Below are 15,507 nucleotides of genomic sequence, written 5' to 3'. Positions count from 1 at the left end.
AATTTAATGCCTTAGTTATGAGGAGTAAATTACAAAATATTCTTAGGAATATATTGACCGGCCCCGAAAATGCTTTGGATTTAAGGAATATAAAGTATTTGCCAAGGTGGGCTGTGTTTTTGATTGATATTAGCTTGGTTGCAATATCAACATTACTGACCATCCTGATAATTACTGATCTTACTCCTGAATATTATACACTTCTTACGTTTTATGATAAAGCTTTTATAATTCTTGCAGTAAATGTTTTTTACTTCTATATTTTTAAAACTTATGCTGGAATTATTAGGTATTCATCAAATATTGATGCCTTAAAACTTTTATTGGCTACTTCAAGTTCATTTTTCACCCTGATGCTTATCAATTATATCACCTATTTTGTTATAGGGCAGAAGATATTTTTGGCAGGTGGACTTCTTATAAATTTGTGGATATCTTTCTCTTTACTGTTTTTATTCAGACTTGGAGTTAAGCAGGTATATGAATACTTTAAATTGGTTCAAAGAAACGAAGGTCTTATAAGTGCTGCTATTTTGGGAGCAGACGAAAATGCTATTTCTATTGCCGGAGCTTTGGATATTGAACATCCTAAACGTTTTAAGATTGTTGGTTTTCTTACACAACAGCAGCATAATAAAAGTATACGTTTGTTAGACAAGCCTGTAAGAAGTTATAGGAATAAAGTTCATAAACAGTTAAAATCATTAGGTGCGGATGCCTTGATACTATCTGAAAATAACTTTACTGCAGAAGAAAAGTTCGGTATCGTAGAAGATTGTCTTGAAAATAATATTAAGGTTTATAATGCCCCGATCGTCTCTACCTATGGAGAAAAGGAAGATATTGCTCCAAAAATTAAGACTTTACAGATAGAGGATCTGTTAGAGAGAGAACCGATTAAGCTGGATGTGCAGAATAAAATTGATCAGCTTACCGGAAAGACTATTTTGGTTACCGGTGCGGCAGGGTCTATCGGGAGTGAAATCGTAAGACAGGTAGCCGATTATAATCCCAAAAAACTTATAATTCTCGATCAGGCGGAAACACCTTTACATAATTTGAGACTGGAAATAGAGACCAAGTTCCCTGACCTACCTTATAAATGTATTATATGTGATGTAGGCAATCAGAAGCGTCTTGAATTGATGTTCCAAAACCATAACATAGACGTAATTTATCATGCAGCTGCCTATAAACACGTTCCTATGATGGAAGAGAACCCTCACGAGGCAATTTTTGTGAATATTCAGGGAACAAAGAATCTTGCAGATTTAGCACTTAAATATAATGCAGCTCATTTTGTAATGGTTTCCACAGATAAAGCCGTCAATCCTACCAATGTGATGGGAGCATCTAAGAGGGCTGCCGAAATGTATGTGCAATCCTTATATCACAATCAAGCCAAATCAGGCAATGAAGTGACAAGGTTTATCACCACCAGGTTTGGGAATGTACTTGGTTCTAATGGTTCTGTAGTGCCTTTATTTAAAAAACAAATTGAAAAAGGAGGCCCGGTCACAATAACCCACCCGGATATTATTCGGTATTTTATGACTATCCCTGAAGCTTGTCAACTTGTATTGGAAGCTGGAGCTATGGGGAAAGGTGGTGAAATATTCGTTTTTGATATGGGCGAGCCAGTAAAAATTATGGATTTAGCCATAAAAATGATTAAACTTGCCGGATATGAGCCAGATAAACATATAAAAGTAAGGATTACCGGATTGAGACCCGGAGAGAAGCTATATGAGGAGCTTCTCAATGATGAATGTAAAACCCTTCCGACACATCATAAAAAGATAATGATAGGGCAAGATGTTGTAAGAGATTATGCGCACGTAAGTGATCAGATAGAAAATATTATTAAATCTGCTAATAAATTAAAGGCGGATAGGGTCGTTGCCAAATTAAAAGTTTTAATCCCTGAATTTAAGAGTAATAACTCATTATTTGAAAGCCTCGATAATAAAGAAGAGGTGGTTTGATAGGAATCAATATGTTAAGAAAGACAATAAAACTAAGCCTACTTGTAATTTTTGTATTCAGTGTTTTTAGTTGTGCTACTAAAGAAGAAATAGTTTATTTTGAGAATTCAAAATCCCTCGAAGGGAAAGAAAACTTACTAGATTATGAACCGGTTATTCAGCCGAATGATGTGCTTCGAATAAACGTTTCTTCATCTTCCGTTAATGAAGAGATTGTAGCTCCTTTCCAAATGAAAACTGGCCAACAAGGCTCAGGTGGAGGCGGAGGACAAAATTTGTCACTTACCGGATATCTGGTGAGTCCTGAGGGAGCTATTCAATTTCCAGTTTTAGGTACTGTTCAGGTAGGCGGGATGACTCGTGGTGAAATCCAAAACAAATTTCAAAAACAAATTTCGGAATATGTTAAGGATCCTGTGGTGGACGTGAGAATTGTAAATTTCAGTGTTACGGTACTGGGAGAGGTTGGCAGCCCTGGCAGGGTGCAAATTACAGATGGGAGAGTAACAATGCCCGAACTATTAGCAATGGTCGGTGATGTAACTTATGATGGGCGAAGACAAAATATAACTGTTATTAGGGAAGTAAATGGAGTGAAAAGTGTAGGTTCCATAGATATGACTGAAACCGATTTATTCGATAGTCCTTACTTTTACCTGAAACAAAATGATTTGGTATATGTGGAACCAAGTTACAGGGCTGTAAAATCAGCTGGATTTTTCACTAGTTATCAAGGGATAATTTCGATAGGAACAACAATTATAAGTCTGTATCTACTTATAAATAGCCTCTAATGTATGGAAGAACTTAATGACTTTAATGAGGAAAAGGAAGAATCTACATTTGATCTTAAAGCTGAAATTTATAAATATTTAGCTCATTGGAAATGGTTAGTTCTTGGACTTTTATTAGGTGGGCTTATCGCCTATTTATATAACCGCTATACAATTCCAAAGTTCAATACCCAGGCTACGATGCTGATAGTGGATGACCAGAAGAATAATGCTATGAGCGCTTTGCCTTCCGGGGGGGGAGCAATATTTTCTTTATCAGAAGAAGGGCTTCAGAGTGATATAGAAAAACTGAAGTCTAAACAGCTTGTAGAGAGTGTTGTTGATGAATTAGATCATAATGTGATTTACTTTATTGAAGGGAATGTTATTACCGTAGAGGCTTATAAAAGCAGTCCTGTTTTGATTGAGTTTATTACGCCAGATTCCTTGGTTCATCAAACTTCAAAAAACTTATTTGTCACACCACTGTCTGACACCTCTTTTAAGTTAGAAGATCGTTCGGCCAATTACTCAAATACGCATGAAATAGGTGAAGTAATTGAATTGGATAACTTAAAATTTACAATTCTGCCAAAATCAGGAGAAGAAGAAGGAACATTTAGGAAAACCAAAACGGTTAATATACAAATACATCCATTAAGAGAAGTTGCCAATCATTATATTTCTAAACTTCAGGTTGCACAAAAGGGACAGGCAAAAGATATTTTAACTTTAAATATCATTCAGGAATCCAGTAAAAGATCGGAGGATTTTTTAAATAAGTTAATGCAACGCTTTAATGAAGAGGGGGTTAAAAATAAGCAAGAAGTTGCTGAAAACACCACATCATTTATCCAAGAACGTTTGGAGATGATTACAACTGAACTTGACTCAGTAGAAGTTGGTATCGCTGAATTTAAAAGAGAAAACCGGATTATGGATGTTTCTTCCGGTGCTTCGGAATTCCAGTCAAAATTTTCTGCAGCAGAACAAGAGATTTTCAAGCTTGAAACCCAATTGGAGTTAATTGCTTCTATAGAAGACTTGCTTAGAAAGCAAGGAGCTTATGAGTTACTCCCAGATGTGGGAATAAGTGAGGGAGGTATTTCCGGACTTGTGAACTCTTATAACACACTGGTTATGGAGCGTAATATGTATCTTAAGGGAGGTACAGAAAAAAATCCGGCAGTACAGACTATTACTGAACAATTAGATAGTCTTAGAGAAAATCTTTTTGAAAATATAGAAAGTACAAAGCGTTCTATAAGGGTTCAACTTAGGGAGCTTAATCAAAGGGAGAATATTGCGCAAGGGAAATTTAGTAATTTTCCCGGCTTGGAAAAAGGAATGCGAAGCATTGAACGTCAGCAACAAATAAAAGAGCAGTTATATTTATTTTTATTGCAGCGGAGAGAAGAGGCGGCAATTTCTTTTGCAGCTACAGCATCAGTGGCTAGGGTAATTGATTCTGCTTATACTATTAATGAACCTGTTGACCCTAAACCTTGGTTGATTTTGGTTGGGGGCTTCTTAATTGGTTTAATTATTCCTATTCTTATCATTTTTATTAAGAATATGCTGGACACTAAGGTTCATCATAAAGGAGATCTTCATCCTTTAATTAAACATATTCCCTTTATAGGTGAGGTGCCCAGAATTTCTCCCGGGCAGAATGAGCAAATTGAGGTGAATGATCGATCTCCATTGGCAGAATCATTCCGGATTCTTCGGACAAATCTTGCTTATTTGCTTCAGAATAAAGATAAAGACAGAGGGGAGATAATATTTGTAACCTCTACAGTTAAAGGGGAAGGAAAAACATTTGTTTCCTATAATATGGCTAGAACTCTTGCCAGTACAGGCAAAAAAGTGCTCTTAGTTGGAGCAGATATAAGGAACCCGAAACTACACCGCTACGGAGAGTTGGATTATGCCAGTGAAAAGGGACTTTCAGATTATTTATATGATTATGAAATTACTGAAGAGCAAATAATCTCTAAGGAAAATGACAAAGGGATTAAAGTGGATATGGTACTTTCCGGTGCTATCCCTCCTAATCCTGCAGAACTATTAATGAATGACAGGATTGAAAAGCTTCTGGAGTATGCTGCCCAAAAATATGATTTCGTTCTTGTAGATACAGCTCCTACAATGATCGTTACGGATACACTTCTGATTAGTCCGTTGGCAGATACAACACTTTATGTTGTAAGAGCAGATCTTACTGATAAAAAAATGCTTGATTTCCCAAAAGATCTTAAGCAGCAAGGAAAAATCAAGAGTCCGGCGATTATACTGAATGATGTAGATTACTCTAAATTCTCCTATGGAGCTAATTATGGTTATTCCTATGGATATGGATACGGATATGGAGTAGATGAGCCAAGTAGATGGGAACGCTTCAGGAACAAATTTGGAAAATCCAGGAATTAAATAAAAGGCCTTATGAAAATAAGGCCTTACTTTTTTCTATTACAGGTTCAATTAATTTGCCTTGTTTTTTAGATAGTTTGATATTTTTAATCTTTTCAAGATGAGCGACTTTATGTGCATCGCTGCTTATAAAATCGATCATATTAGTTTCTAGTAATTTATAAGCAACTTTTTGCATATTACCTCCGTAATGAGGTGTAAGCGAAAGCATGTTTAATTGAAATGTACATCCCCTTTCCTTAAGGTCTTCATACTTGGCGAGATCCCTGGTATGGAAGAATGCATACCTTTCAGGGTGGGCCAGTATAGGTTGAAAAGAACTATTCTGAAGCTTAAATAAAATTTCGTTTAAATTAATGGGAGCTTGGAAATAAGACATTTCAACCAAAACCTTCTTATCTACTAGTGGGGTTACATTCTCATTTTCTAACTGTTCGATTAAGAACTGATCCATCATATATTCCCCTGAAGCACTAATCGCAACATTTTCCGGAATTTCTTTTTTTAAAATGCTAAGTGCATTTTTAATTGTTCCTGGCTCATTAGGATAAAACTCACCCATAACATGCGGGGTGGCGACAAAATTTTTCACTCCAATTTCTCCAAATTCTTTAATTATGTCCAGAGAGTCCTGAATGGTTGCAGCTCCGTCATCAATTCCCGGTAATATATGGTTGTGAAAATCGGTAAAACCTTCTAAATAATCGGATAAGTATTTATTTTTCTGAAAAATCGATATCATCTAACTGTAATTACAACACAAAATTACATATTTTTAACTCAAATTAACTCCAGAATCTACTAACAAAGCCTATATGAAAATAAAACTACTCTATTTTTTCTTTCTTATTTCTTTCTTTCATTTAAATGCTCAACAATTTCAATATTCGGCTGAGGTTAATTCAGAAGGATTGTTTTTCAGTAAAGAAACATCTCCGTTCTGGCTTCACAGTAATCAAAGAGGCAGAATAGATGAGAAAACTAATATTTCAGGATGGTTAAATGCTTCTGCCAAATATTATCTTTCGAATACAACGTATTTTGAGCTTGGTGCAGGAGGTTTATATCAGGATGGTTTTACTGATGAATTTCAGCTGGATGAATCTTATGTTTCCTTCAATACAATCTTATTTAGCGTTATTGCCGGGAGAAAACAAAAACCAGAATTATATCGCGGTCTTAGTGCGACTAATCAAAATATTCTATGGTCATTAAACGCAAGGCCTCTGCCGGGTTTACAGGTTTATACTCCTGAACCTGTTTTTTTAAATGGAAAAGATGGTGTCGGGTTCAAGGCATCTTTGGCTGAATACCTTACCGATGATGAAAGGTATGTTGATGATACGCGAATTCATCATAAAAGTCTTCATCTAGTTTACAAGGCATCCGGGAAATTTCAGATTACTGCCGGGTTACAACATTTTGTGCAATGGGGAGGAACTTCACCCGATTTTGGAAAATTGCCTGCTGGCTTTGATGATTACCTGAATATCTTTACCGGGAAGGAAGGAGATGATTCAGTTGACGGGCAGGAAGCTAATGCCTTAGGAAATCATCTTGGAAGCTATGAAATTTATCTTGATACCCAATTGGCAGGATATAAGGTTCAGTTGCTTTACAATCACTTGTTTGAGGATGGTTCCGGTCGTGTTTTGCGAAATACTCCCGATGGTCGATATGGAATATATATAGAAGATATCCATCAGGAGAAATGGGTGACCGCCTTGATGTATGAGTTGTATTATACAAAAAACCAGAGTGCTGCTAGTCCAACCTCCGATGGGAGAGATAATTATTTTAATAATAATCTGTACAGGTCTGGGTGGACATATGAAAATAGGATATTAGGAGTTCCGTTCATTACCTTAGATGAAGACCGTTTTAGGGTAGCTAATAATACGGTTCTTGTACATCATCTGGGTATATCTGGCAAGGCCTGGTCTAACTTCCCTTACAAATTGCTTTTAAGCTATAGGAAGAATTATGGAGTGAAAGGAGGAAGTGCTGCTGCTAAGAATAATATTCTTTCTACTTATTTAGATGTGGAGTTGTTTAGAAATGTCGTAGACCTTAATTTACTTTTAGGGTCTGATTTTATTTCTGATGATTCTCCCAATTTTGGTGTTGGAGTAAGACTCAGCAGAAAGTTGTTGTAAGAAATAAATCTTCAAATCCTTAGGGTTAATGGCGGAATCCACATCAGCAGATAACAGAACAAAAAGAATTGAGAACATTGTTTCTCAGACAAAGCAGGTCGGTAAAGACAGAAAATTTGTTCTTAATGTTGGAAAAAATGGCCGGATTAATCAAATAGATACAAAAACTAGGGACTTTCTCTCCGGTTATTTTCAAATAGATTTGGAGAGGGGAGACCTTTTGTTTGATATTGTGAAAGATTCTGAATTAGTCTCTTTTGGAGAAAAGTTCACTGCGGCATTTTCAGGACATAGTATCAAGGGGAGTTTTTCGGTTCCAAAGAACAATACCTTTGTGTATTTTAATTTTATCCCCGTGCTGGATAATGAAACCCATAGGACTTCATCCCTGAACCTTACCTTAAGTACAGAACCTCCAAAACTATTTCTTAGAGAGATTAATTCAGATATTAAAGGAGTCTTTGATAATACTTCTATAGGCGTGTTCTTTACACTACCCACCGGCGAAATCCTGGACGTCAATGCTGCCGGCCTAGAAATGTTTGGCTATTCCATTGAAGAGATAAAAAACACGGGCCGTGCCGGCTTGTTTGATCTTGGTGACGGCAGGCTTGAAAAGCTGGTTGAGGTAAGGAAAAGAGAAAGAAGCGTTAGTGGCGAATTAACGGGGATTCGAAAGGATGGTACCAAATTTCCGGTTCAGATATATTCTAATATCTATACCGATTTATTTGGAGAGGATGTTACCAGTACAATGCTTATTGATATTTCGTTACAAAGGGAGCAAGAGCAGAAGCTTAAGGAAACTACAGATATTTTCGAATCCCTGTTCGAAAATTATCCCGATGCCGTTTATTCTTTCGATCTTAATGGCAACTTTTTGAGCGTGAATGACAGGGCTGTGAGTTTAAGTGAAACATCAGAAGCAGAACTATTAAATAGTCATTTTAGTAAACTTATCCCAAAAGAAGATCAGGCGATGGTTTTCTCTAATTTTGAAAGAGCTAAATCTGGAGAAGTTTTAAATTATAATACAAGCTTTCGGAGCATAAAGAATAACTTCAGAATTCTTAATATCACAAACTTCCCTTTAATTACCCAGGAAGGAATAACAGGCGTATTCGGTATTGCCCAGGATATTACTCTTGACGAGGAGCATAAAGCCAGGGCAAGAGAAAGCCAGCATCGTATTCAGAATATTTTGAATCAGTCTTTAGATGTGATTTGTACTATTAGTGCTGAAGGTGAATTCCTGGAGGTGAGTGAAGCCAGTAGGAAAGTATTGGGCTATAGTCCAAAGGAACTTGTGGGGAAAAAGTATGTTGATTTTGTATATGAACCTGATATTGAGAAAACTCTTGAGGCTAACAATGAAATTCAGAATGGAGCTGAAAAGACCGATTTCTCAAATCGCTATGTAAAAAAAGATGGTACCCTTGTTCCCCTTATATGGTCAGCAAAATGGGATGAAAAAGATCATCTCACTTATTGTGTGGCTAAAGATGCTTCAGAATTAAAAGAAAAAGAGGAAAAGTTAGTAAGGGAAAGAAATATGCTTCGGGCAATTATAGATAATATTCCCGATTATATTTTTGTGGTTAACCGAAATCACGAATTAATTCTCACTAATAAAAAATTCTATCAGGATTATCTTGGTAAGACAAGGGAGGCTGAGGTGCTAAAGCTCAAACCTAAAGACTACTTTATTCATTCTGAAGCCGAAAAGGTAATCGATGATAACGAAAAGGTGATGAATTCCGGGGTTCCGGTTATAAACAGGCAGGATTTTATTTATGATTTCAAGCAAAACCCTGAGGTGGTTCTTTTAACAAAAGTACCACTTAAAACGAGGAACAAAGGAGTAGATGGTCTTGTAGGAATTGCCAGAAATATAACCGAAACCTATCAGCTTGAGAAAGAGAGGAATTTGATCCATCAGGTAATAAAAGTACTAAGCCTGGCGTTTGATCTCAAGCAAGGATTGACAGATACAATTAAAACTATTTCTGAATACCTGAATTTCGACACCGGAGAAGCCTGGGAAGTGGGCTTTGATAGAACCCATATTAGAAAAATTGCAGAGTATAACCCTGTAATATGGCAGTCTAAATTCACAGAAGAGATTAAGGCTTTTGATTTTGGAAAAGGCTTGCCCGGTACTGCCTGGGAGTCTCAGGCTGTTGAGATATGGCCTGACCTGCAAAATGATGAACGCTTTTACCGTAGAGCACTGCTGGATAAGAATAGTTCACTTTTAGGCGTTGCCGTTCCTGTTATTCTGAAAGATGAGGTTATAGCTGTACTTACATTTTACGGAAAGGAAACTAAGCATCGGGAAATGGAGCTTGCCCGGATTTTATCCAGGATTGCTGTACAAATAGCCGTAGGTATTAATAGAAAGTTTACGGAAGAAAATCTGAATAATATGTTTACGCAGTCTCCTAACCTGTTGGCGGTTTTAGGAGGAGACGGATATCTTAAAAAGGTGAACCCTGTATTTACCAGCTTGTTTGGATATAAGGAGGAGCACCTCCTAAAGACACCTTTAAACAACTTTATTCATCAAGAGGAGAGGGCTTCATTTTTGAAAGCCATTGAAGATAAAAAGGAGGGCATTTTCTCAGGAGAGATTCAGACAAGATTTTGCGATATAGAAGGAAACTGGAAGTGGATAGCCTGGAACCTTGCTTTGTTTCAGGCTGAGGAAGATGCTCTCCACATATTTGGTAGTGATGTTACTCCCCTTAAAAAGGCTAATATTGAACTGCTGGAGTATAGAAATAACCTGAAAGAAAAGGAGAGCACACTTCAAGATTTGAATAATGACCTTCAACAAAGAGCCGAAGAACTTGTTGCAGCTAATCGGGAGCTGGAACAGTTTGCCTACATTGCTTCCCACGATTTACAGGAGCCTTTAAGGATGGTGACAGGGTTTCTATCGCAGCTTCAGAAAAAATATAATGACGAGTTAGATGAGAAGGCTCAAACCTATATCCACTATGCTTTTGACGGTGCAACAAGGATGAGGCACATCTTGTTGGATCTTCTGGAATACTCGCGGGCCGGCAGGAATAAATTTAAAATTAATCTTATCAACCTGAATGAACTTCTTGATGAAATAATCTCTTCTTTTCAGGTTTCCATTGACGAAAAATCGGCTATAGTAAATTATGGAGAGCTACCTGTTATTAAAGCTGCGAAAACCCCGTTGAGACAGGTTTTATCCAACCTGATAGGGAATTCGCTGAAATATCACAGAGAAGGAATACCACCTGTAATAAATGTTACCGCAGAAAAAAGAAAGCAGGATTGGTTGCTTTCTGTTTCAGATAATGGAATAGGAATTGAAACAGGCTTCTTCGAAAAAATATTTGTCATCTTTCAAAGGCTTCATCGCGATGAGAGATATTCGGGAACAGGAATAGGCCTTGCTATTTCTAAAAAAATCGTTGAACGTCACGGAGGTAAGATATGGGTGAAATCAGCAGTAGATGAAGGAAGTACATTCTATTTTACCATACCTCGACAATTTTAGTATATTTACTAAAAGAAAGCCCCCTTTCTCGATGAGCCCCTTAGATGTATTATTGGTTGAAGACAATGAAGGTGATGCTGTACTGACTATCGAAGCCTTACAGGAAGAAGGTTTGTGCAATCAGGTAAAGGTCGTTAAAGATGCCTATGAAGCTTTGGAATTCCTTGAGAATAAAGAGAGTTTTACTCCAAACCTAATTCTTCTTGATTTAAACTTGCCTAAAATAGGAGGAAAAGATCTGTTAAAGAAGATCAAAACCCATCCTCAGTTCAGGTCTATTCCCGTCTTCATTTTAAGTACATCTTCTCTAATAGAAGATGAAAACTTCTGTATGAAAGCAAAGGCAGATAAATATATTGTGAAACCTACAGATGCTCGGGACTTTTCAAGCCTCATCGCTCCGGTAGAAGAACTCTGTAATTCGAATGGATTTATCTCTAACTAAAACCCCAAAGTAATGCCCCGAAATTCAGACAAGTTAAAAATACTTGTGTTTGAGGATAATCCAGGAGACTTTGTGTTGATACAGGAGTATCTTGATGATGAATTTACCGAACCTTTTACTGAATGGGCTAAAACCTATAAGCAGGGAAAGGATATAATTGAATCTAATGGCAATTTTAATGCAATTTTGCTTGATCTTTCCCTGCCTGATGTTACCGATAATCACAAACTGGTTAAGGATATTCTAAATCTGGCAGGAGATATTCCGGTGATCGTATTAACCGGTTTTGCTAACCGTAAATTTGGTATTGAAACCCTTTCCCAGGGAGTATCAGATTATCTGCTGAAAGATGAACTGAATTCTTCTGTTTTAAGTAAAAGTATCGATTATAGTATAGAGCGTAAGAAGGTTCAGTTGGAGCTGAAAGAGTCTGAAGAGAAATACCGGACCCTTTTTGAATCAAGCCCGCTGCCAATGTGGGTTTTGGATAGGTATACGCTGGAGTTCTTAAGTGTGAACCAGGCAGCCATTAATTTATATGGGTATACACGGGAAGAGTTTCATAAAATGACGGTAAAGGATCTCTGGGTCGAGGGGATTGCCGGGGACATAGAGCCGGTGGTAGAGAAAAATTTTCACGACTTTTTTGAGATAAAGGTTAAACATAATAAAAAATCAGGGGAGCTTTTATACGTTGAAGTACAGAGCAACCCTATAATTTTTGCGGGGAAGGAAGCCAGGGTGACCTTGGCTCACGATGTAACCGCAAAGGTTAAAGCAGAAGAGGAGTTACTCCATAGTGAGCAACGCTTTAAATCTCTTGTTCAGGATGGGTCAGATATTACCGCAATTATTAATGAGGAATATGCCTATACATATGTGAGTCCCAATGTCACCTCTATTTTAGGGCATCAGCCCGAAGAAATGCTTGGTAATAAATTTGTAGACTATATCCACCCGGATGATCTTGAAAAGATTATGGATAATGAAAGCTTACTATCTGACCGAAAACGGGTGCAAATTCCGTCTTTCAGGTTTATGGATGCAAAAGGAAACTGGCGTTGGCTGGAAACCATTGTTACCAACTTATTAGATGAAAAAGCTGTTGGCGGTATTGTGACCAATTCGAGGGATATTTCAGAATTCATTGCTCAGGAACAGGAACTTGTTAATAGTTTGAAGCGTTATGATATTGTTGCAAAAGCAACCAGTGATTTGATAACCGATTATAATGTAAAAGAGGATGTCATCAGTTATAATGATGCCATATATGATATGTTTGGTTATTCCGAAGAAGAGATCGGGAAGAAGGGAGCTTGGTGGGACGATAAAATTCATCCTGAGGATTATGCACAGGTAAAAGCAAAAGTTGCTGAAATGTATGAAAAGGGAAAACGAACCCTTAAAACCGAATATCGCTTCAGATGTGCAGACGGATCCTTTAAATATATTCTTGACCGTAGTTACCTGATAATTGACAGTGAAGGAGAACCCGTTAGAGTGATCGGTTCTATGCAGAATATTACCGAGAGGATCAATTATATAAACACGATAGAAGAAAGAAATAAAAGGCTGCAGGAAATAGCCTGGACTCAGTCTCACGTAGTCAGGGCTCCCTTGGCAAGAATTATGGGACTGGCAGATCTTCTCAAAAATTCTGAAGAAGATGAAGGAAACAGGGAACTGTTGCTTGAAAATATATTAACTTCAGCTGAAGAACTGGATGAAATTATAAGAAGAATTGCTAATATAACAGAAGAGCAGAAAAATCTTTAGGCCAATTCCCAAATCTAATGCATATGCTGGAAGTACTGATAATAGATGATGATGACGTGGTTATTTTTATTCAGAAGAAAATGATCACAAATCATAAAATTTCAAGTGAGCCTGTAAGTTTTAAAAAGGCCCAGCAGGCACTGGATTATCTGGATGAAAATCAGGATTCCAATAATCATTTCCTTATTTTACTGGATATTAATATGCCCGGGATGGATGGATGGGAGTTTCTTGAGAGTATAAATGAAAAGCCAAAGAACCATCAGATCCACGTAATAATGGTGACATCATCAATAGACCTTAAGGATAAAAAAAAGGCTCTGAAATACAGTGTTGTACGGGATTTTGTTGAAAAACCGATCTCCTCTGCACACTGTGAAAAAATAAAGCAGCTTCCTGAACTCTCTGGTTTTTTTAGTGAAGCTTAAACTGAAGTTTCCAGCGGATGAGCATCTTCTATTTTTTTATCTGCCCATTCACTTTCTTCCCTGTCTTCGTGTTCCGGCTGATCTTGTAAGTCTTCAATTTCAGGCGTGTAATTCAAGCGGATATACATAGGGAAATGATCAGAGCCAATACTTCTTTCTCTTGCAATCTCTATAAGGCTGAAATCCTCTGAATGAAAAACGTGGTCTAAAGGCCACCTTAAGAGGGGATAGCCCGCGTGGAAAGTATTGAAAAAACCTCTTCCTATTCTTGGGTCCAGCAGGCCGCTCATTTTTTGGAATAATTTGGTAGTCCGGGACCAGGCTACATCATTAAGGTCTCCAAACACCAGGATCCCTTTATCCTTGTGTTTAATATGCTTCCCGAGCATCAGCAACTCAGCATCCCTGTTGGTAGAGGTTTCACTCTCTGTGGGACTTGGGGGTTTTGGGTGAAGGCAATGTATCTTTACCTTCTTTCCGCTTCTCAGGATCACATCGCTATGAATAGAAGGGATATCTTCTTCAACCAGATATTTTACTTCGGTATCCTCTAATTTTAGTTTTGAATAAAGATGCATTCCGTATAGATTATCCAGTGGGATTTTAACCGTATAGGGATAATCGTTTTCCAGCACACTTAATTCTTTTTCCCATCTCTTGTCAGATTCAAGGGTTAGAAGAATATCCGGCTTTTTATCATTAACCAGGTTAATTAGTTTGTCTGATCGCTTATTGTGCGTAAGTACATTACTTACCAAAATCGAGATTGTATTATCTTCTTTAAAGTTCTTTATCCTTAGAACCTGTTTTGGGGACAGATAAGTGTACGGGTAGATCTTTGTAAACTGGTAAATAAGGCTTAGGAACAACAAGGCGATGGCAATATAATGCCAGGATTCTTCAAAACTATATACAAGAGCAGAGGCGATAATTACCATAATCACCAGGAAACATATTTGAATCCTCGGAAAATCGAAGCCGCGTATCCACCAGATATCAAATTTGGAGATGGAAGCAAGGCTGGGTAATATCATTAAGAATGTGAAAAATAATACTATGCCCTCTGGGATTGTCATTGCCTTATTGTTTAAAAAGTATAAGAGATGGCCAGGCCTTGAGAATTTAATCCGGTATTATTTATGTTGAAACTGGCTGTAGGATATAAGTTAATACTTTCGTTACCTTTTTTATGAATTTCAGGGATCAGGATTCCACAGGCTGCACCAATTCCAAATCCTATTAAATTATCGGTAAGGAAATGTTTTCCTGCCTTTAATCTTAAATATCCTACCAGGCCGGGTACTGCGGCAGCACCGGCCCAAACATACGGAATCGCTTTAGAGTCTGGATGAAAGTCATTAAATACTTTAGCTGCAAAGAAGGTTGCGGCAGCGGTTGCTGCAGTATGCCCTGCAAAAAAGGAACGCTGGGCATCCGGATCGGTGCGTTTTTCCATTGGTAATGATTCATTATAAACCAAAGGCCTGCTTTTTTCTACTGCCGCCGCAGTAATGGTGAACATCGCTCCCGTTGTAGCCATCGTTTCTATGAATAGTACCGATATCTGACCAAAATTATTTCGCTCCTCTTCACTTGGGAGGAAAGCTACAGGCAAAGCAAAAGATGCATAGAATGGAATATAACTGGCTTCATCGGCATTTTGAGAATAATTTCCTGCGGCCCATCTGTCTATTTTCCAAAGGTCATTTTTATTAAGAGCATTTGCTTCAGCTTCGGAGAGTGCCGATTTATTCTGTATCATAAGGACTCCCAGGACATTTAATCCAACCCCTGCAGTTATCCAGGCCCCGTCTTTTAAGAGGTCGGTTTGGTAAGGTGATTGGTTATCCTGCGCGTATATAGACAGGGAAATACAAAGTAAAAAAAAAGGTGTTAAAATGTTTTTCATCGGGGATATAGTAGTTTATTCAAATCTCTCATATCTCGGTTTAACAGTAAAGCATTTAAGAAAAGAA

At 37.5% G+C, this 15,507-nt stretch carries 11 protein-coding genes; 8 read left to right on the top strand and 3 right to left on the bottom strand.

All coding sequences use genetic code 11. From position 1 onward, the window contains the following. Positions 1-17: 17 nt before the first annotated feature. From ACFQ3Q_RS11205 to ACFQ3Q_RS11195, 3 genes are read left to right on the top strand one after another with little or no spacing between them, the layout of a single operon-like run. Positions 18-1,985 (top strand): polysaccharide biosynthesis protein, encoded by a 1,968-nt coding sequence (locus tag ACFQ3Q_RS11205; RefSeq protein WP_380745852.1) that lies wholly within the window; start codon positions 18-20, stop codon positions 1,983-1,985. Beyond that, the gene (locus ACFQ3Q_RS11200; RefSeq protein WP_380745850.1) at positions 1,982-2,779 is read left to right on the top strand and encodes a polysaccharide biosynthesis/export family protein; all 798 of its coding nucleotides are present in this window, start codon (positions 1,982-1,984) and stop codon (positions 2,777-2,779) included. The genes ACFQ3Q_RS11205 and ACFQ3Q_RS11200 overlap by 4 nt, the downstream gene beginning before the upstream one ends. A 3-nt stretch (positions 2,780-2,782) precedes the next feature. Next, positions 2,783-5,191 (top strand): exopolysaccharide transport family protein, encoded by a 2,409-nt coding sequence (locus tag ACFQ3Q_RS11195; RefSeq protein WP_380745848.1) that lies wholly within the window; start codon positions 2,783-2,785, stop codon positions 5,189-5,191. A gap of 10 nt (positions 5,192-5,201) precedes the next feature. Here the strand turns inward: ACFQ3Q_RS11195 and ACFQ3Q_RS11190 are convergent, their stop codons facing one another. Then, positions 5,202-5,933 (bottom strand): tyrosine-protein phosphatase, encoded by a 732-nt coding sequence (locus ACFQ3Q_RS11190; protein WP_380745846.1) that lies wholly within the window; start codon positions 5,931-5,933, stop codon positions 5,202-5,204. Between the two features lie 73 nt (positions 5,934-6,006). Here ACFQ3Q_RS11190 and ACFQ3Q_RS11185 point away from each other — a divergent pair, with 73 nt between their 5' ends. From ACFQ3Q_RS11185 to ACFQ3Q_RS11165, 5 genes are read left to right on the top strand one after another with little or no spacing between them, the layout of a single operon-like run. After that, positions 6,007-7,347: a capsule assembly Wzi family protein gene (locus tag ACFQ3Q_RS11185; RefSeq protein ID WP_380745844.1), complete on the top strand. Its 1,341-nt coding sequence runs from the start codon at positions 6,007-6,009 to the stop codon at positions 7,345-7,347. Between the two features lie 28 nt (positions 7,348-7,375). Then, entirely contained in the window at positions 7,376-10,882 is a 3,507-nt protein-coding gene (locus tag ACFQ3Q_RS11180) for a PAS domain S-box protein (protein ID WP_380745842.1), read from the top strand. Positions 10,883-10,913: 31 nt separating this feature from the next. Further along, entirely contained in the window at positions 10,914-11,327 is a 414-nt protein-coding gene (locus ACFQ3Q_RS11175; RefSeq protein WP_380745841.1) for a response regulator, read from the top strand. 12 nt (positions 11,328-11,339) lie between these two features. After that, the gene (locus ACFQ3Q_RS11170) at positions 11,340-13,103 is read left to right on the top strand and encodes a PAS domain S-box protein (RefSeq protein ID WP_380745839.1); all 1,764 of its coding nucleotides are present in this window, start codon (positions 11,340-11,342) and stop codon (positions 13,101-13,103) included. A 23-nt stretch (positions 13,104-13,126) separates the two neighbouring features. Further along, positions 13,127-13,531 (top strand): response regulator, encoded by a 405-nt coding sequence (locus ACFQ3Q_RS11165; protein ID WP_380745838.1) that lies wholly within the window; start codon positions 13,127-13,129, stop codon positions 13,529-13,531. Here the strand turns inward: ACFQ3Q_RS11165 and ACFQ3Q_RS11160 are convergent. Further along, the gene (locus ACFQ3Q_RS11160) at positions 13,528-14,607 is read right to left on the bottom strand and encodes an endonuclease/exonuclease/phosphatase family protein (RefSeq protein WP_380745836.1); all 1,080 of its coding nucleotides are present in this window, start codon (positions 14,605-14,607) and stop codon (positions 13,528-13,530) included. The genes ACFQ3Q_RS11165 and ACFQ3Q_RS11160 overlap by 4 nt on opposite strands. Before the next feature lie 11 nt (positions 14,608-14,618). Then, the gene (locus ACFQ3Q_RS11155; protein WP_380745834.1) at positions 14,619-15,440 is read right to left on the bottom strand and encodes a phosphatase PAP2 family protein; all 822 of its coding nucleotides are present in this window, start codon (positions 15,438-15,440) and stop codon (positions 14,619-14,621) included. Positions 15,441-15,507: the final 67 nt, after the last annotated feature.

Source organism: Salegentibacter chungangensis, assembly GCF_042678405.1.
GTDB lineage: Bacteria > Bacteroidota > Bacteroidia > Flavobacteriales > Flavobacteriaceae > Salegentibacter_A > Salegentibacter_A chungangensis.
The sequence above is the reverse complement of the archived record's forward strand: the minus strand, read 5'-3'. Positions and strand labels throughout refer to the sequence as shown.